The organism is Candidatus Pelagadaptatus aseana (genome assembly GCF_040362265.1).
Taxonomy (GTDB): Bacteria; Pseudomonadota; Gammaproteobacteria; order Pseudomonadales; family Cellvibrionaceae; genus Pelagadaptatus; species Pelagadaptatus aseana.
The window spans coordinates 271,240-287,388 of sequence record NZ_BAABNJ010000003.1; the positions used below are offsets into that span (position 1 = coordinate 271,240).

The following is a 16,149-nucleotide window of genomic DNA, read 5'->3' on the forward strand; positions in this document are numbered from 1 at the left end:
CCACCAAGACAGGCCTTAATAGGAATCCATTTACTGTGATTATCCGAGTCATTCTTCTTGCAGCAGCCATTTTTCTACTGCTGCACTTTCTGGGCTATCTGAAAAAGCTGCCTCCACAGCATCGCCGTCAGGCTCTGATCAAATACGGTGGTTATGGAATTTTACTGGTGGTTATCTTACTGGCCGCCACAGGACGCCTCCACTGGATTGGCGCGGTTATCGCTGCCATTATTCCCTTTGCCAAACAGATCGGTCATTTTGCGGTACGCGCACTGCCCTTCTTACGCTGGCTGCAGCAGCAGAAGCTCAAGCCTTCCATACTTGCCACTCCCTTTCTGAAAGTCGTTATCGACAGTAAAACCGGGCAATGGCAAGGCCAGATCATTCAGGGCAACCACAGCGGTAAAAATCTCAATGAGCTGACCCAGGAACAACTGATTGAACTGAGCCATCAATATCTGCAGCAGGACCCGGCTTCAGCCCGTCTGCTCAATGCCTATATGCGTTATCGATTCCAGCAGGGCTCCGATCAGGGCTCATCCCAGAATCAGACTGCCGACAACGGCAATATGAATCGTAAAGAAGCATTGGAAGTACTGGGGCTTGATGAAGAGGCCTCTGAGAAAGACATTGTTGCAGCCCATCGCAGCCTGATGCAGAAAGTACACCCTGATCGCGGTGGCAGTGATTATCTGGCAGCCAAGATCAATCAGGCCAAAGACACCCTGTTAAAAGCCTAGGCCTGTTTCCCTTTCTGAGCCTGCTGCCAGGCTCGCGGGGACAACCCCGTCCACTGTTTAAAGTGGCGACTGAACACCGCCACTTCGGCATAACCAAGATTCAAAGCCAAATCGGTGATACTGATATTGGTTTGCCGTAAATAGTGCTCCGCAAGATTTTGCCGACTCTGTTGCAACAGCTGACGAAAGCTGGAATCACTTTTCGCCAATTGCCGCTGCAACCCTCGTGGGTGAAAATTCAAAGCCGCACTCACCCGCTCCAGAGTACATTCGCCACTGGTGAGTAAATCACTGATGACATGGCGCACCTGTGCCTGGAGATTATCCGGGTACAAATTTTCCAGAACCTGCATACGCCGCTGAATATAACCCAGCATTTCGGATTCGTTATAGGCAGTCTGGCGCTCCAGCCAGACAGTGGGAAACTGCACCCCATCAAAATGACTGTTGAAAACAATTTGACCGTGGTAGTGATCCGGTACCGCGGTATGTGTAGGCGGTTGCTGCAGATGCAGCGTCAAACCCGGTTGATAGCCCCCCAGTGCGGCGCAGAGAATATTCCACATATGACCCGCACTGAGCTGGATTAACTGGCGCAGCCGATAGGCATTGGTGAATTCAAAACCGAGCACAAACGCCGTCAGATTTTCCTCACTGACCGTATCCACGTTAACGCCCATAGCGTGCAAATGTACGTACCTCTGACTGGCCTCCAGTACCGATCGAATGGATGTCTGCTGGGTCGTAAACAACGCCAGATCACCAAAAATCATGGTGGACTGGGAAGCCGATAGCGCCAAACCGAATGCGTCATCGCACCCCACACTGGTGATATCCAGCAAATCGGCGACCCGGGCATAGGACAGCAGTGCATCGGGTTCTCGAAGCTGGGCGGCGGATAACCCGACTTCCGCCAGCAGCGCACTGGGGTTTTGCTGATACTGACCAACCAATGAGGCAAAGCCCTCAATGGCCCCACTTCGAACCAGATACATAACTCAAACACCCCGAACAACCAGCCGCCAATTGTCGTAAATAATCAACTTAATGTCGTAAATAATCAAGAGCTCCCCATCGATATTTTCTACACTGATTTCGTACTTCAAAGAAAGCCTGCTGGTCTGGCCCGATGACCAGCAACATCAATCCAGAGTAAGGAGCCCAAAATGACTGACACCAACACCCCCGCCATGCAGATGCTGATGTCCCTGATGGATGGCCCTGTCGTATCCAAAGAACACACCAAAGAAGCCATTTTGCTGCAGGACGAAGATCTGCCTCACGTAGAATTGCCCGACGGATCCACCCTGCAATTGCTGCACGTTGATCTCAATCAGAACCTCTGGGTTGTTCGCAACCGTTTCAAGCCGGGCTTCGGTATCGATACCCACTACCATACAGGTCCGGTATTTGCGGTGACCCAGTCTGGTGAATGGTTCTACAAAGAATACCCGGACAAGGTGAACAAAGCCGGTGCCTATTTGTTTGAGCCGGCCCACTCCCACCACACCCTGACGGTGGCCGACGACGCTCAGGAAGACGCCGTGGTTTGGTTTGCCATCTTTGGCAGTAACGTCAATGTCGACGCAGAGGGCAATGTCACCAGTATCATTGATGCCCAAACGATTCTCAAAATATATCGCGCTCTGTGTGAAGCTCAGGGGCTTGATTGCAGTAAAGTCATTGTTGTGGGTGAATAATCCGCAGGCTTAATCCGACACTATGAGATGAATGTTTCTATCCCCACTTCTTTTATAACAATAAAGGGAACCCCAAAATGTCTGAATCCAATACCGTCCTGGTTACCGGTGCTGGCGGCTTTATTGGCCGGCATCTCGTTCGAGAGCTCCTCTTACAAGAAGCTTCCGTCATTGCCCTCATGCTACCTGCGGAAGCAGTGCCCGAGGAGTGGGGAGAACAGGTCAAAATCGTCACAGGTGATATTCGTGAGCTCAGCACCCTAGCTGAGGCCATAGGTCCGATCGATACGATCTTTCATCTGGCGGCCATTGTCAGCGACTGGGGAGCCATGCAGGAGCATGTGGACATAACCGTCTCTGGTACCGAGCAGGCCATAGCAGTGGCATTGAAAAACGACGCCACCTTTATCGTCACCACCAGCGTCTGCGCCTATGCTTCGGCCCTTGCCCAAGGGGTCATCAGCGAAACAACACCTGTAGGCAAAGCTCATTCGCCTTATGAATTCTGCAAGCAGGAGCAAGAGCGCGTCACACTGGAAGCTGTCCGAGAAAGCGGCCTGAAAGCCACCATCGTTCGCCCCGGTAATGTCTATGGTGTGGGCAGCGGCCCCTGGGTTCAGATGATGGCCGACATGATGCGCCAGAACAAACCCTGCCTGCTCGGCAGCGGTGAATGGGACGCCGGACTGTGCCACGTCAACAATCTGGTGGCCCTGATGCTGGCAGCAGCTCAAACGCCCAATCAGACCGGTGAAATCTACAATGCCGCAGACGGTTTTGGCGTCACCTGGAAAACCTACCTGCAACGACTGGCACAGGTGGCGGCCACCCCTGCCCCGAAATCGATACCCAACAGCCTTGCCAAAGCCATGGCGCCGATTCTGGAATCCGTGGCCCGGTGGCGTCAGCAACAAGAGCGCCCCGCCATTACCCGGCAATCTTATCGATTGATGGGCGGTCCCAATCAATTTTCGATTGAAAAAGCCACCACAGAACTGGGCTATCAACCCGTCACTTCCTTTGAACAGGCGATGCAAGAACTGGCCGCTCACTATAAAACACCTTCGAGCACCATCGAGCAGGACTGGGTATGGATAACCGGTAGTGCCAGTGGTCTGGGTCGCTACCTGACCGGTCAATTGCTGCAAAAAGGCCAACGGGTACTGGCCTGTGATTTATCACCAGAGGCACTGCAAGACGCCGCCCGAATCGATGGCTGGGACCTGCAGAAGGTCAGTCTGGAGGCATTCAACATCACCGATCTGGGAGAATGGCAGCGCGTCTATAAAACCTACAGCGATCAGGGAACCCGGTTTTCCCATCTGCTTAATGTCGCCGGTATTATTCGCCCCGGCTACAGCTATGAAAACCCGGCCAAAGAAGTGGGGTTGCAACTGGATGTCAACGTCATGGGCAGCATCAATGGCTGCGACACCCTGCTGCCTCACTTTCAAGAACGGAATCAGGGGCACATCATCAATATCGCCTCCTACGCCGGCTTTGGACCGGTACCCGGAGTGGTCGGTTACACCACATCCAAAGCAGCGATTCGCAGTTTTTCCAACGGCCTGGCCATGGATTTACGCAGCTCGGGACAGGCCATCAAGGTGACCTGTGTATGCCCCGATTTGATTGCCACGCCGATGATGGATCATCAGGTAGGTTTTGGCGATCACTCAAGAATGGTATTCAGCGGCAATCGCCCACTAACCACGGAAGAAGTGGCCAGCGTGATACTGGGTGAGGTGTGGGATAAGCAGCCAATGGAAGTGGCGATACCCAAACTAAAAGGGGCGCTGGTACGCCTGCTGGGGTTAAATCCCGAGCTGGGCTTCAAGGCATTCGGGCTTATGGCCAGGCGCGGGGTTAAAAACCTGGAAAAAATTCGCAGCACCCGCCAGCAAGACTGACAATAGTACGAGAGCCATCAGCGTAACAGCTGAGTATTGAAAGCCATCAGCGCAACGACTGAGTATTATAAGCCGTTCGCCCACAACTCTATTGAAGCAAAAACGAAAGAGTTCAATACGGTGAGGCACACTTAGGTTCAGGGTGTCTCACCGGCAATTACTTACCGATCGAACTATTAGGACAATGATCTGAAAAAAACAGATCAGGTCATAACCCCAAACAGGTTGCGATTATCGTTTGGCTGACGGTTGCCGTAGTTGTTGCCGCGGTTACCGCCCTGACCACGATTTTTCGGCATCAACTTAACTTTTTTGGCAACCAAACCCTTGTCATCAGCATGGCATTCAAATTCCACTGTGACACCGGGCTTGAGGTATTGGCAATTCTCCAAATTGGCCTTGCGAACCATAATATCCGGACCATTGCCATTCGATAGAAAACCGTAGTTTTTATCTTTGAACCATTTTTTAACCGTAGTTTGCAAATCAATTCCTCACTGCAGAAGAAACATACACATTCAAACAAACCGCATGAATGCACTAACTATCAACACTGTTCCAAACAAAAAAATTCCAAAAGAACCTGTAAATAGATATTGAAATAACCGAATGAAAGACCGCATAAAACGGGCTTAATCAAGGGTGGTAAAACAAAAACACAGTATTAATTAAAAAATATACGATTACTCAAAAAATACCAGTGAATAAGATCCATCTTTTTTCATGTCATGTCAGAAGCCGATAAATTTATTCTTGGGCTCAATCGGATAAACCACTCTGAGCATAAAAATGCTTGATTCATAAGCAAGTCGGCAACCAAAGGGGTTTGCCAGTAAAGCATCCGGACACATTTAAAGCAGAAGATAGTAAAATGCTAACAGGCTTTTTATAAAACTCCAAGGTAAAAACCAGTCATAAAGTGCCGCTTCTTTAATCAAAACACTTCCATTACGACATCGAAAACCACATCAATACCTAATGGTATTGATACGCAATACAGCGTATAACGGTTTTATTCCATTGCAGCCAATCAAGTGCTGCCCGGACAACTTTTTACAGCAACATTACTGCAACCACCACCAGCTAAATACAATCATTATGGACTTTTGTAACACCGGCACCATGATGCCCTTCGAGGAGGCCAGAGCCCATCTGGCCAACGCCATCACTCCGATTAAAGACACTGTCGAGGTACCCATTGGCAGCGCTCTGGATCGCATTCTGGCACAAGACATTCTCAGCCCGATACAGGTGCCCGGCTACGATAACTCGGCCATGGACGGTTACGCCGTTCGTGCGAAAGATCTGCAAAACCACGATACCCTGACACTGATCGGTAAATCCTTTGCAGGCACCCCCTACGAAGGTCGCATAAATCCAGGCCAGTGCGTTCGCATCATGACCGGAGCCAAATTGCCGGACGATGCCGACACGGTCATCATGCAGGAGAACACCAACGCTCAGGGTGATACCGAAATTGGCGACCAGATTATTTTCAGCGGCGATATCCGTCCCGGCAGTAACATCCGTCGCGCCGGCGAAGACATCGACACCGGCCATCGAATTCTTGCCAAAGGTAAGCGTTTGTCACCGGCCGATATTGGCCTGTTGGCTTCCGTAGGCATAGCCCAAGTCACCGTATTTCGCGCTGTCAAAGTCGGCATTTTTTCTACCGGAGATGAATTGCGTAGACCAGGCCAGCCACTCGATCCGGGCTGCATCTATGAAAGCAATCGGTTTGTTGTCATGGCCATACTGCAAAGATTGGGTGCTGACATTGTCGACTTCGGCATTATTGAAGACAATCCCCAAGCGCTTGAAAAAGCCTTTATCGATGCCGCCCAACAGTGCGACGCGGTAGTGTCTTCCGGTGGGGTATCCGTCGGTGAGGCCGATTACACCAAAGACATTCTCGACAAGCTGGGCTCGGTAGGTTTCTGGAAAGTTGCCATCAAACCGGGCAAACCCTTTGCTTTCGGCACCATCGGCAATATTGCCACCGATGGCAGTTACTTTTTTGGTCTGCCGGGCAACCCGGTCTCTGCCACTGTCACCTTTCACCAATTGGCGCTGCCTGTCTTGCAAAAGCTTGCCGGCGAAAGGGTTAGCGAGCCTCTGAGTATTCAGGCAATCGCCAGCGCCGACATTCGCAAATCACCCGGCAGGCTGGATTTCCAACGCGGCAATCTGACGCCCAACGAAGAAGGACAGCTGCACGTGGCAACAACAGGCCAGCAAGGTTCCGGGATCCTGTCTTCGATCAGTAAAGCCGATTGCTATCTGATACTGGAAAGGGAACAAGGCAATCACCGCCAGGGCGACACGATTAACGTTCAACCCTTTGACCGCTGGCTGGTGTAACCCCGCACCAGCCAATCCCAAAAGTCGTTATTTTAAAACTTTAAACTGCGCCACCAGCTCGGTCAGTGACTCCACCTCATCATTAATGCTGGATGTAGCCGCAACCACCTTGGCAGCATCATCCCGGGTTTCACTGGAGACACTGGATATATTGACCACTCGCTGATCGATATCCACAGCCACCTGGCTTTGCTCCTCTGCAGCGGTGGCAATCAGTATGTTCATTTGCGAGATGGTATCCACCGCTGACAGAATGTTGGCCAATGCAGTCTTGGCCTCTCCGGCCAACGCCACGCTTTGTTCGGCCTCCTGCGAAGTGTTTTCCATTGCCGTAACCGCTTCCAGAGCCTGGGACTGCAGGCGCTCAATGATATTGGAAATTTCCTGAGTTGAATCCTGGGTACGCTGGGCCAGGGTTCTTACCTCATCGGCAACCACCGCAAAACCGCGACCATGCTCGCCGGCTCTGGCAGCCTCAATAGCGGCATTGAGTGCCAGCAGATTGGTTTGCTCGGCAACACCGGTAATGACTTCCAACACACTGCCGACCTGACTGGTTTCCTGCTGCAAACTGGTCAATACATCGGAGGTTCGATGCAAATTGCCCGACATGGCGTTAATTTGCGACACCGCCCGACTCACCGTTTCATCGCTGGCCTTGGCCAGCGTATCTGCCGCTTTAGCTGCTTCCGCCGCCTCCGCCGAATTCGACGCCACTTCATTTACGGTGGCCGCCATCTCGGTCATGGCAGAAGCAACCTGATCAATCTCGGTATACTGGCGATTCACCCCGGCATCGGTTTCCTCAGTGGCCTCCACCACCGATCTGACATGTTGCTTGGTGCTGTTGACTGAAGACAGCACACTGCCAGCCAACTGGCTGATGTGATCCGACATATCATTGAATGACGAATACATCTTACCGACCTCATTATCGGTATGAGTGATGTTGAATCGATGGGTAAAATCGCCATCACCCACTTCAGCCAAGCGGCGCTGCAACCGGCCAATATTTTCCATCAGCATGGCCATACCAAAAGCCCTGCCCATCAGCACCAGAAACAGAATGCCAAGAATACAGATAAACGCCCCGGTCAATAATTTGCTGGTGGTTTCACTGGATGCCCGTGTCAGCATGCCTACGGCTTTGTTCATTTCCTTGAGAATAACCGGGGAGGTACGCTTAAGCTCCTGGGTATTGGCTGCGCTCTGATCCTTCAGGTAACTCTCCAACAGGCGCTTGTAATCTACCCACAGGCGCCCAACAACATCCATCTGCTTCAGAATGGCCTGATCTGTTATCGGATTCATACCCTGCTGCGGATCACCCAAAATGATTTTGTCGTGAGAGGTTTCAAACAGTGCCATGGTCTTGCGCAACACCGCTTCCTGCTCAACACCGGCACCCACCAGCATCACTTCTTTGGCCATTTTCTGGCTTAGCATCCGCTGCCGCCCTGCCACATTGATGGTCTGAGGGTCGATGGCCATACTCATATAAAGCATCACCGCCGAAGCCGCCGCCAACACAAAAATCAAAGCATAGGAAAGTAGAAACTGACTGTTGAGGGTTTTACAACCAACGGCTCTTAAGACCGTATCCGCCAGTTTGGCAAAAAACATTTGCATTGAGTGGACCTCCTGAAACTAAACATTCTCCCTGCCGTAGATGTCGGCCATTGGCTTTACTTCTTGAAGCCGACGGAAGAAAAACAACGACTGAGCAATATCAAACCTGCTAGAGCAATAAACACCCCTCACAGGCTGAGCAGCTGTATAAAATCTGATCCACATCAACAATTAATTTTACCCAATCCGGAACAATAGACCTCGTTTCCATATGGGTATAATTATGACTACAGAAAAGGACGAGAAACCTCTTGTCTATGCCTGTTCCGGCTGTTCCAACGTGGCACAGACTGCCAACGATATGGCGCTGAGCATGAATACTTCCGGTGCCGCGGAGATGTCCTGTGTTGCCGGGGTTGGCGGTAACGTTAAACACATGATAGACAAGGCCAGATCAGGGCGCGACATTATTGCCATCGACGGCTGTTCCCACCACTGCATCAAACGCTGCTTAGAAGACAAAGGGATTGAGCCCAGTTTTCACTTCGAATTGACCGCCATGGGGATTACCGATGATGACAGCAAACCCGTCAGTCTGATCGAGAGCTCCAAAGCACTGAAAACCATCCACATGGCTTGCGGTCTGGCTTCGGCTTATCACTAGAAGATTGTTCAGGCGCCACACACCTGACATTCCGGCCGCTTGCGCACGCCTATCTGCTTAAAATCCATTCTCAGAATATCCACCAGACATAATTTGTTGTGGCAGGGTTCACCAATACCTGCAAGCAACTTCAGGGCTTCTGCCGCCTGCAATGCTCCCACCACGCCGACGACTGGGCTGAACACACCTGCTTGTGAGCAGCTGAGTTGATCGCCACCGATCATATGACTGAAGCACTGGTAACAGGCACTGCCGTCTTGCATATCCAGCGTTATCAACTGTCCCTCAAAACGAATGGCCGCACCGGACACCAGCGGCGTAGAGCTTTGATAACAGAGACGATTTAACAGATTGCGGGTATCCAGATTGTCGCTGCAATCGAGCACCACATCGGCACGCTTAATCAACTCAACATGGGATTCACTGAAAAACTCCGGCACCAAATCGAGATTCAGCTCCGGGTTCAAAGGCTTCAAACGCTGCGCTGCCGAAGCCACCTTTTCCTGCCCCAGACTGGTATCGGTGTGCAGCACCTGACGATGCAAGTTACTCAACTCGACCTGATCACCATCCACCAGAGTGATCTGGCCCACCCCGGCAGCCGCCAGATAAGGGGCTGCCCCGCATCCCAGACCGCCGGCCCCCACAACCAGTACCGAGGCGTGATGGATGCGAAGTTGCGCTGCTTCATCCATGTTCGGCAGCAACAGATGACGACTGAAACGCTGTAATTGATCGTCCGTTAAATGAGTCATAGAAGTTACCCGGTGCAAATTTACCAACTCATTATTACGAATCAGCCAAAATTATCTGTACGAATTAATCCAATAATATTAACGATAAAGCGATAGCGGGAAAACCGGGCTTGGTACATAATAAAAAGCACTATTAACGCCGAAGCCTTTAAATCTAAGTTCCTGCCAACAGGGAATAGGATTTACTGGCCGTGATTGATGCTCAGGCAGCTAAAGCTCTCAGAGCAAACAGATCGCCAGGGTTGATCCGGGAAACCGGGCGGCCTCCCGCATTTGGAAAGGCAAATACAATGTTGATCGAAAGCTATACGCTGGAGGACCGCCCAGAGCAGTCTGACAGTCATAATGGCCTTGAGCTGTTTGATACTACTGAGTCCACCACTCTGACGGACAGTTACAAACGACGTTTTACCTATTTACGTCTATCCATCACCGATGTCTGCAACTTCCGCTGTAACTACTGTCTGCCCGATGGCTATTGCCATGAGGGCGACAAGGCGCACCTGAGTCTGGATGAAATCCGTACCGTCGCAGCCGCCTTTGCCAAGGCCGGTACCCGCAAGATTCGTATTACCGGGGGCGAGCCCACCCTGCGCAAGGATCTGCCCGAGATCATTCGCATCTGTAAACAGACGCCGGGTATTGAAAAGGTGGCGTTGACCACCAACGGTTACAAACTCACCAAACAAATTGACGAACTGCTCGACTGTGGCCTCGATGCCCTCAACATCAGCATGGACAGCCTGCGCCCGGAAACCTTCCAGCTGATCACCGGTCACGACAAACTCGATGAAATCAAACAGGCCATGGCCATGGCGTTTGAACGCGGGTTTACCAACATCAAGATCAATGCGGTTCTGATGAAAGAGTACAACCTGGGCGAACTTCAGGCGTTTCTGGATTTCGTCAGAGACACCCCCATCAGCCTGCGCTTTATTGAAGTCATGCAGACCGGCGACAACCAGCAATTTTTCAATGCCCAGCACGTCAGTGGCGAAGTGATTCAGGAGCAACTCATTGCACAGGGGTGGCAGCCCGTGATGCGAGACGCCGACGCCGGCCCCGCCAAAGAATTTACTCACCCGGATCATCAGGGGCGCATTGGTCTGATCATGCCCTACAGCAAAAACTTCTGTGCCAGCTGTAATCGCTTAAGAGTCGCCTCCAACGGCAAACTGCACCTGTGCCTGTTTGGCGACAGCAATATTGATCTGCGGCCATTACTGGGCCAACGGGACAGCGACCAGCTGGCGGCGTACCTGCACCAAGCGGTGGCTGGAAAAAAGGAAAGCCACCTGCTGCACGATCAGGAAACCGGTTTGACGCGCAATCTGGCGATGCTTGGGGGCTGAACTTGAGCCAGCTGAATACCCTTGGCGTCGTTCTTGCGGGCGGCCAGTCATCGCGCATGGGCACAGACAAAGCCCTGCTGTGCGTCAATGGCAGGAACCAGATGGATCGCAGCCGGGAATGGCTGCTGCAAGCCGGTTGTGATGCCGTGGTGATCAGCCGCAACACCCCGGATATCTCACACACCATCGCCGACCAGTACACCAATCAGGGCCCTCTTGGCGGGATTCACGCCGTCGTCAAAGCACACCCCCAAGCCAAGGCCTTTCTGATTCTGCCGGTGGACATGCCCCAGCTGGGTGTTCCCCTGTTACAGCAATTAATGCAGCAGCCCCATTCCTGCTTTTATCAAGACAGTCTGTTTCCCTGCCTGATCCACAACTCAGCAGAACTGGTCACGCAATTGGAACAGCGGCTCGACAGCGATCAACTGCGAGTCAAACCCTTCCTGAAGGCTATTGGCGCCAACGCCATAACCAGCAGTCAGATGGAACAGTTGCAAAACACCAACACCCCGGCCGAATGGCAGGCCGCGGTCAATCCTTCTCACACCCCTTCAACGACTGAATAAACAACGAGGTTTTCCATGGGCGGCCACGTAGCCAAACAATTGATTCCCCTACAGGTTGCGGTACTGACCGTTTCCGACACCCGCGATGAATCCACCGACACCTCAGGGCAAACTCTGGTCAGACTGCTGACCGATGCCGGCCACACCATCAACGACAAGGTGATCATCAAAGACGACATCTATCAGATCCGTGCTCACATCTCCCGCTGGATTGCCAGCGACACCACGCAGGTAGTGTTGGTTACCGGCGGCACAGGATTCACCGGGCGCGACAGTACCCCGGAAGCCGTCACCCCGCTGCTGGATAAAATCGTCGAAGGCTTTGGTGAAGTGTTCCGTGCAGAATCCATGAAAAAAATTGGCACCTCCACCATTCAGTCGCGGGCGCTGGCGGGTCTCAGCAACGGCACTTTGATCTTTTGTATGCCCGGCAGCACCGGCGCCTGTAAAGACGCCTGGGAAATCATCGAGAGCCAGATTGATGCTCGACACGCGCCGTGCAACTTTGTCCCACAACTCAAAAACATCGACGTCGAACTGTGCTTCGGACGCGACTGAACAAGAGAGCCCTGCCATGTCACTGACTCATATTGATCAACACGGTGCCGCCAGCATGGTGGATGTTTCTGATAAAGACGAAACCGCTCGCGAAGCACGTGCCTTTGCCCGCATTCGTATGCAGCCATCCACACTGGAGCTGGTGAAAAATAACGGCCTGAAAAAAGGCGACGTACTGGCTACGGCTCGCATCGCCGGAATTCAGGCCGCCAAACAATGCTCCAATCTGATTCCCCTGTGCCATCCACTGATGCTGAGCAAGGTCGCTGTTGATTTTGAGCTGAACGAAAGTTTGAGCAGTATCGACATTACGTCTTACTGTAAGCTCAAAGGGCAAACCGGTGTTGAAATGGAAGCGCTGACCGCAGCGTCCGTTGCTGCGCTGACCATCTACGACATGTGCAAGGCCGCCGAACTGACCATGGAAATCGGTGAAGTCCATCTGCTGGAGAAATCCGGCGGCAGGCGCGGACACTATCAACGCGACGAGGAACAAGCATGACCCAAATACTGTTTTTCGCCCAACTCCGCGAAGATCTTGGCTGCGACAGCATCGAACTGGATCTGCAACGCCCCTGCTCGGTCACGGAACTGCGCGACCGCATCGTCGCCGAAAATCCTCAATGGCAGGCCATTTTCAAGCACAGCCTGCTACTGTGTTCGGTCAACCAGACACTGGCCGATTTTAAGGATCTGGTAACGCCCGGAGATGAAGTGGCCTTCTTTCCACCTGTGACCGGAGGTTAGATTGTTGCTCCCACTGGTCGCTATTTCCATGGACGGAATGTATGCAGGTTTTGCAGGAGCAAAAACCTGTCAGAATGACAAACTCTAACAATGTCATCCTGACACGCAGTGAAGGATCTCGAAGTAAAATCATGAATAACACACACATAGCCGTACAAACCGAAGACTTTGATCTCGGAACCGAGTACCAAGCATTAGTGGAAGACAACACTCAGGACGGCGGCGTTGCCCTGTTCGTCGGTCGCGTGCGCGAGTTCAATCAGGAGCAGCAGGTCACCACTCTGGAACTGGAACACTACCCGGCCATGACCGAGAAGGCCCTCAGGGACATTGCCGATCAGGCCCGGCAGCGCTGGCAAATCAACAATCTTTGTATTATTCACCGCGTCGGCAAGCTGGAGCTGAGTGATCAGATCGTTCTGGTGGGCGTCACCAGCCCGCACCGCGAAGCCGCTTTTGAATCGGCCCAATTTTTAATGGATTATCTGAAAACCCGGGCTCCTTTCTGGAAAAAAGAAACCACAACCGCAGGAACGCAACGATGGGTCGAAGCCCAGGAAAAAGATCAGCAAGCCGCCAAGCGCTGGTAATTCTTGCCGCATTGTGGGGCCTGTTACTGAGCGTCACTGGCCATTCGGCTCAGGAGGATCACAACTCAAAGATGCCCCCCATCTATATTGCCTGTGCGGCCAATTTTTTTGTGCCCCTCAAGCAATTGGTTGCTGACTATAAGGCGCGTCACGCCCCCGAGGCCAACATTTTGATTTCCTCCGGCTCCTCCGGCAGCCTTTACCGTCAGATCAAATTTGGCTCGCCTCATCAACTGTTTCTCTCAGCCGACCGCTTTTTTCCACAACAACTGGAACGCGAACAGTTGGTCCTGACCGACTCGCGGCAAACCTACGCCATCGGCCAGCTGGTATTCTGGCAACCGGGCCTGAAGCTTGAGTCTCTCGACGAACTGACCAGCCTGCAATCGCCACTGGCCATAGCCAATCCTAAAACGGCACCTTATGGCCAGGCCGCTCGAGAGGTACTTAACCGGCTGGCACCGAACAAATCCTGGCAATTGATCACCGGCACCAGCATTGCTCAAACCCATCAATTTATCAGCAGTGGCAATGTGCCGGCCGGCTTTACCAGCCGCAGTCTGATTCCGGCCAGCACAAGCGCCGTGTTAGAAGTGCCCTCCGAGTGGCATCAACCCCTAATCCAGCAGATGGTGTTGACCCGCAAAGCCAAAGACCAGCCACAGGCAACCCAGTTGTTTGCTTATCTCAGCAGCCCGGATGCCCGAACCATCATCAAAGCTCACGGTTATCTGTTGCCCGAAAAGCCCGCGCTCAAGGAGGCTCAACAGCCATTATGAGTGAAACCGACCTGCTCGCTCTGGGCCTGACCCTGAAACTGGCCACCGGTGTTACCCTGGTGCTGATTGCACTCAGCCTGCCGCTCAGCTTTTTTCTGGCTCACTGGCAATCGCGCTGGAAGCTGTTAGCCGAGGCACTCACCACCTTACCACTGGTATTGCCTCCGACGGTGCTTGGCTATTATCTGTTGGTGGCGTTTGCCCCGGATCAGTTTCTGGGCCAGAGTTTTCACTTTCTGTTCGACCAGCAACTGGCCTTCAGTTTTGCCGGCATCTTTATCGCGTCTTTAATTTACAGCTTGCCGTTTGCCCTGCGGCCATTGCAGGCGGCCTTTGAACAACAGGGCCGCGGTTTGATGGAAACCTCGGCCTTATTGGGCATGAACCCGACACAAACGTTCTTCCGGGTACTGCTACCCAACATCAGCCCCGCACTGCTCAGCGCGGCCTCCCTGACCTTTGCTCATACCATGGGCGAATTCGGCGTCATCCTGATGATTGGCGGCAATATTCCCGGAGAAACCCAGGTGCTGTCGGTGGCCCTGTTCGAACATGTGGAAACCCTGCAGTATCAGCAAGCCAATCAGTTGGCGTTGACCATGCTCGGCCTATCCCTGCTGGTCGTGATATTTTCCCAATGGTTGGGCAAGCGCCATGCTTGAAATTGATATCGACATCAGCACACCCTGCCGGCTCAGGGCCAGAGCCCAGACCGACTGCCTGATCACTGGTTTGCTGGGCCCTTCCGGCAGTGGCAAAACCACTCTGCTGAGAAGCCTGTGTGGATTGAATCATCACACTGGCACCATTGAGCTCAACGGCATAGAGCAGCACAACACGGCCACCCATAAACGACCCGTGACGCTGGTGCAGCAGCACACCCAACTGATTCCCCACTGGACGGTTCAGCAGCACATCAGCAATACCCACCATCGCGCCTGTCCTATTGATCAAACAACATTAATTGACGCCATGGGTGTCACCGATCTGCTCAGGCACAAGCCTCATCAGCTCAGCGGTGGCCAGAAACAACGAGTCGCCCTGTTGCTGGGGCTGTTGCGCTCGCCCCAGCTGCTGCTGTTGGACGAGCCCTTTACCGCGCTGGATAATCGCAGCAAGCGACAACTGTTTCCTGTTATAGCCAGTGCCTTACAGCAGATGTCCGCGCAGGCCCTGTTGGTGTCACATCAGGTTCGCGACATTGCCAGCCTGTCCGACCGAATCTGGGAATTGAAGTCCGACGGCTCTCTTGGCCAGCATTCGGTTCAGCAAGGTCTGCGACAATATCAGGGCAATCGCTGCCACGACGTGCTGCTTAGCGCGGAATTTCTCGGCTATGAACCACAGTATCAACTCAGTCGATTCCGGATGGGTACGCAGCAGCTGCTGGTCTCCGGTCAGCACAACTATGCCATCGGCAGCCTTGTGCGCCTGGCCATATCCGCCGATGACGTGGGGCTGAGCCTGGATGCTCAACAGGGCAGCAGTTTTGCCAACGACCTGTCGGCCACCATCTGCCACATCGACAAAGACGATTATGGCGCCCGGGTTCACTGCCAGATTGACGATCAGATCATCGAAGCACACATCACCGATTTTTCCCTGCAGCGCCTGTCTCTGGAATCAGGCAAACCGGTTCGCCTGATTTTTAAGGCCGGCGCCGTCGATGTACTGGGCAGCCCCATCAAGCACGACTGACCCGTTTTTCAACATTCACCAAACCTGCCCCAAGCACCAACCCCATTCATAAAATCTATGCGAGTCGCCACTATCCCCGCAGCCCTTTAAATATCGCCAGTGTGTTTTTTTGATAATCAAGGGGCCAATCTGTCAACCCCAAAATATAGAAAAAAAA

18 protein-coding genes and 1 riboswitch are annotated in these 16,149 nt (G+C 52.7%); of the genes, 14 read left to right on the top strand and 4 right to left on the bottom strand.

Annotated elements, in window-relative coordinates; all coding sequences use genetic code 11:
• Positions 1-35: 35 nt before the first annotated feature.
• Entirely contained in the window at positions 36-740 is a 705-nt protein-coding gene (locus tag ACPXV9_RS05950) for a molecular chaperone DnaJ (protein ID WP_423895451.1), read from the top strand.
• Here the strand turns inward: ACPXV9_RS05950 and ACPXV9_RS05955 are convergent.
• Positions 737-1,735, bottom strand: coding sequence for a helix-turn-helix domain-containing protein (locus ACPXV9_RS05955; protein WP_423895453.1), 999 nt, complete (start codon positions 1,733-1,735; stop codon positions 737-739). The genes ACPXV9_RS05950 and ACPXV9_RS05955 overlap by 4 nt on opposite strands.
• Before the next feature lie 171 nt (positions 1,736-1,906).
• On the opposite strand from ACPXV9_RS05955, the gene ACPXV9_RS05960 reads away from it, so the two are divergent.
• Together ACPXV9_RS05960 and ACPXV9_RS05965 are read left to right on the top strand one after the other, a co-directional pair.
• Positions 1,907-2,440 (top strand): 2,4'-dihydroxyacetophenone dioxygenase family protein, encoded by a 534-nt coding sequence (locus tag ACPXV9_RS05960; RefSeq protein ID WP_423895455.1) that lies wholly within the window; start codon positions 1,907-1,909, stop codon positions 2,438-2,440.
• 77 nt (positions 2,441-2,517) lie between these two features.
• Positions 2,518-4,350 carry an SDR family NAD(P)-dependent oxidoreductase gene (locus ACPXV9_RS05965; RefSeq protein WP_423895457.1) on the top strand — a complete coding sequence of 611 codons (1,833 nt, stop codon included), beginning with the start codon at positions 2,518-2,520 and terminating at the stop codon, positions 4,348-4,350.
• A gap of 203 nt (positions 4,351-4,553) precedes the next feature.
• Here ACPXV9_RS05965 and ACPXV9_RS05970 read toward each other — a convergent pair whose 3' ends face one another.
• Positions 4,554-4,835, bottom strand: coding sequence for a cold-shock protein (locus tag ACPXV9_RS05970; protein ID WP_423895459.1), 282 nt, complete (start codon positions 4,833-4,835; stop codon positions 4,554-4,556).
• A gap of 613 nt (positions 4,836-5,448) precedes the next feature.
• On the opposite strand from ACPXV9_RS05970, the gene moeA reads away from it, so the two are divergent.
• Entirely contained in the window at positions 5,449-6,711 is a 1,263-nt protein-coding gene (gene moeA, locus ACPXV9_RS05975) for a molybdopterin molybdotransferase MoeA (RefSeq protein WP_423895460.1), read from the top strand.
• Between the two features lie 27 nt (positions 6,712-6,738).
• On the opposite strand, the gene ACPXV9_RS05980 is transcribed toward moeA, so the two are convergent.
• The gene (locus ACPXV9_RS05980) at positions 6,739-8,340 is read right to left on the bottom strand and encodes a methyl-accepting chemotaxis protein (RefSeq protein ID WP_423895461.1); all 1,602 of its coding nucleotides are present in this window, start codon (positions 8,338-8,340) and stop codon (positions 6,739-6,741) included.
• A 223-nt stretch (positions 8,341-8,563) separates the two neighbouring features.
• Between ACPXV9_RS05980 and ACPXV9_RS05985 the strand changes: the two genes are divergently transcribed.
• A complete protein-coding gene (locus ACPXV9_RS05985; RefSeq protein WP_423895463.1) occupies positions 8,564-8,944 on the top strand; it encodes a putative zinc-binding protein in 381 nt (126 codons plus the stop codon).
• Positions 8,945-8,952: 8 nt separating this feature from the next.
• Here the strand turns inward: ACPXV9_RS05985 and ACPXV9_RS05990 are convergent, their stop codons facing one another.
• A complete protein-coding gene (locus ACPXV9_RS05990; RefSeq protein ID WP_423895464.1) occupies positions 8,953-9,699 on the bottom strand; it encodes a HesA/MoeB/ThiF family protein in 747 nt (248 codons plus the stop codon).
• A gap of 126 nt (positions 9,700-9,825) precedes the next feature.
• Positions 9,826-9,998: riboswitch (molybdenum cofactor riboswitch) on the top strand.
• Between ACPXV9_RS05990 and moaA the strand changes: the two genes are divergently transcribed.
• From moaA to ACPXV9_RS06035, 9 genes are all read left to right on the top strand, one after another.
• Positions 9,990-11,051: a GTP 3',8-cyclase MoaA gene (gene moaA, locus ACPXV9_RS05995; protein ID WP_423895465.1), complete on the top strand. Its 1,062-nt coding sequence runs from the start codon at positions 9,990-9,992 to the stop codon at positions 11,049-11,051. It overlaps the preceding riboswitch by 9 nt.
• Before the next feature lie 2 nt (positions 11,052-11,053).
• Positions 11,054-11,620, top strand: a complete 567-nt coding sequence (mobA, locus tag ACPXV9_RS06000) for a molybdenum cofactor guanylyltransferase (RefSeq protein ID WP_423895467.1) — start codon at positions 11,054-11,056, stop codon at positions 11,618-11,620.
• 15 nt (positions 11,621-11,635) lie between these two features.
• Positions 11,636-12,178, top strand: a complete 543-nt coding sequence (gene moaB, locus ACPXV9_RS06005) for a molybdenum cofactor biosynthesis protein B (RefSeq protein ID WP_423895469.1) — start codon at positions 11,636-11,638, stop codon at positions 12,176-12,178.
• A 16-nt stretch (positions 12,179-12,194) separates the two neighbouring features.
• Entirely contained in the window at positions 12,195-12,680 is a 486-nt protein-coding gene (moaC, locus tag ACPXV9_RS06010; RefSeq protein ID WP_423895471.1) for a cyclic pyranopterin monophosphate synthase MoaC, read from the top strand.
• Complete coding sequence (locus ACPXV9_RS06015) at positions 12,677-12,925, top strand: MoaD/ThiS family protein (protein ID WP_423895472.1); 249 nt, start codon at positions 12,677-12,679, stop codon at positions 12,923-12,925. The genes moaC and ACPXV9_RS06015 overlap by 4 nt, the downstream gene beginning before the upstream one ends.
• A gap of 131 nt (positions 12,926-13,056) precedes the next feature.
• The gene (moaE, locus tag ACPXV9_RS06020) at positions 13,057-13,515 is read left to right on the top strand and encodes a molybdopterin synthase catalytic subunit MoaE (RefSeq protein WP_423895474.1); all 459 of its coding nucleotides are present in this window, start codon (positions 13,057-13,059) and stop codon (positions 13,513-13,515) included.
• A gap of 71 nt (positions 13,516-13,586) precedes the next feature.
• Positions 13,587-14,294 carry a molybdate ABC transporter substrate-binding protein gene (gene modA, locus ACPXV9_RS06025; protein ID WP_423895476.1) on the top strand — a complete coding sequence of 236 codons (708 nt, stop codon included), beginning with the start codon at positions 13,587-13,589 and terminating at the stop codon, positions 14,292-14,294.
• A complete protein-coding gene (gene modB / locus ACPXV9_RS06030; protein ID WP_423895478.1) occupies positions 14,291-14,956 on the top strand; it encodes a molybdate ABC transporter permease subunit in 666 nt (221 codons plus the stop codon). Before modA ends, modB begins: the two co-directional genes overlap by 4 nt.
• Positions 14,949-15,992 carry an ATP-binding cassette domain-containing protein gene (locus ACPXV9_RS06035; RefSeq protein WP_423895479.1) on the top strand — a complete coding sequence of 348 codons (1,044 nt, stop codon included), beginning with the start codon at positions 14,949-14,951 and terminating at the stop codon, positions 15,990-15,992. Before modB ends, ACPXV9_RS06035 begins: the two co-directional genes overlap by 8 nt.
• Positions 15,993-16,149 lie beyond the last annotated feature (157 nt).

Excerpts from the sequence above, each read along its gene's own strand:
- ACPXV9_RS05955 (WP_423895453.1), bottom strand. The coding sequence starts at position 1,735 with ATGTATCTGGTTCGAAGTGGGGCCATTGAGGGCTTTGCCTCATTGGTT.
- ACPXV9_RS05960 (WP_423895455.1), top strand. The coding sequence starts at position 1,907 with ATGACTGACACCAACACCCCCGCCATGCAGATGCTGATGTCCCTGATG.
- ACPXV9_RS05965 (WP_423895457.1), top strand. The coding sequence starts at position 2,518 with ATGTCTGAATCCAATACCGTCCTGGTTACCGGTGCTGGCGGCTTTATT.
- moeA (WP_423895460.1), top strand. The coding sequence starts at position 5,449 with ATGGACTTTTGTAACACCGGCACCATGATGCCCTTCGAGGAGGCCAGA.
- ACPXV9_RS05980 (WP_423895461.1), bottom strand. The coding sequence starts at position 8,340 with ATGCAAATGTTTTTTGCCAAACTGGCGGATACGGTCTTAAGAGCCGTT.
- ACPXV9_RS05985 (WP_423895463.1), top strand. The coding sequence starts at position 8,564 with ATGACTACAGAAAAGGACGAGAAACCTCTTGTCTATGCCTGTTCCGGC.
- ACPXV9_RS05990 (WP_423895464.1), bottom strand. The coding sequence starts at position 9,699 with ATGACTCATTTAACGGACGATCAATTACAGCGTTTCAGTCGTCATCTG.
- moaA (WP_423895465.1), top strand. The coding sequence starts at position 9,990 with ATGTTGATCGAAAGCTATACGCTGGAGGACCGCCCAGAGCAGTCTGAC.
- moaB (WP_423895469.1), top strand. The coding sequence starts at position 11,636 with ATGGGCGGCCACGTAGCCAAACAATTGATTCCCCTACAGGTTGCGGTA.
- moaC (WP_423895471.1), top strand. The coding sequence starts at position 12,195 with ATGTCACTGACTCATATTGATCAACACGGTGCCGCCAGCATGGTGGAT.
- ACPXV9_RS06015 (WP_423895472.1), top strand. The coding sequence starts at position 12,677 with ATGACCCAAATACTGTTTTTCGCCCAACTCCGCGAAGATCTTGGCTGC.
- moaE (WP_423895474.1), top strand. The coding sequence starts at position 13,057 with ATGAATAACACACACATAGCCGTACAAACCGAAGACTTTGATCTCGGA.
- modA (WP_423895476.1), top strand. The coding sequence starts at position 13,587 with ATGCCCCCCATCTATATTGCCTGTGCGGCCAATTTTTTTGTGCCCCTC.
- modB (WP_423895478.1), top strand. The coding sequence starts at position 14,291 with ATGAGTGAAACCGACCTGCTCGCTCTGGGCCTGACCCTGAAACTGGCC.
- ACPXV9_RS06035 (WP_423895479.1), top strand. The coding sequence starts at position 14,949 with ATGCTTGAAATTGATATCGACATCAGCACACCCTGCCGGCTCAGGGCC.